This is a genomic window from Mesorhizobium sp. BHbdii, assembly GCF_053848045.1.
Map to the genome: position 1 here is coordinate 1 of NZ_JBSPKX010000050.1, position 754 is coordinate 754.

The following is a 754-nucleotide window of genomic DNA, read 5'->3' on the forward strand; positions in this document are numbered from 1 at the left end:
GGCGTTGCAGACGATGTATTTGCGCTCGGACGTCGTATCCAGCACCGGCTTCCACTTGATGCCGGTCGGGAAGCCGGCGCCGCCGCGGCCGCGCAGGCCTGAGTCCGTAACCTGCTTGACGATCTCGGCCGGCGCCATGGCGACGGCGTTCTGCAAGCCCTTGAGCCCGCCTAGCGACTTGTAGGCATCGAGCGACAGAGGGTCGTTGATGCCGCAGCGGGCGAAGGTCAGCCGCGTCTGCTTGGCGAGGAACGGGATCTTGTCGGGCGCGCCGAGCCAGCGCTTGTGGTGGCCACCGGTGAGGAAGCCGCTGTCGAACAGGCTCTTGACGTCGGAAGGCTTGACCGGTCCGTAGGCGACGCGGCCGTTGGCGGTCGCCACTTCGACCATCGGTTCGAGGAAATAGGCGCCGCGCGAGCCATTGCGCACGATCTTGGCCTCGATGCCACGCTCGGCGAGTTCCGCACGAACGGCCTTGGCGACCTTTTCGGCGCCGAGCGCCAACGCACCGGAATCACCGGGAATGTAGATGCGGGGGATCATGAGCGCACCTCGGCAAGGATCTCGTCGATCTTGTCGTCATCGAGCCGCCCGATCACCTCGCCGTCAAGCATCGCCGACGGCGAACAGGCGCAAAGCCCGAGGCAATAGACCGGCTCGAGTGTAACCGATCCGTCGCGGGTGGTCTCGTGGAAACCGATGCCGAGCAATTGCTTGATTTTGGCGGCGACGGCATCCGAGCCCATCGACTGGC

At 65.5% G+C, this 754-nt stretch carries 1 protein-coding gene and 1 pseudogene; both read right to left on the bottom strand.

The features are described 5' to 3' along the window. A pseudogene (locus tag ACWTU8_RS31725) lies at window positions 1-543 on the bottom strand (formate dehydrogenase); the annotation flags it as partial. Beyond that, a partial coding sequence (locus ACWTU8_RS31730; protein WP_455851241.1) for an NAD(P)H-dependent oxidoreductase subunit E occupies window positions 540-754 on the bottom strand: 215 nt, incomplete at its 5' end. The gene ACWTU8_RS31730 and the pseudogene ACWTU8_RS31725, both read right to left, overlap by 4 nt.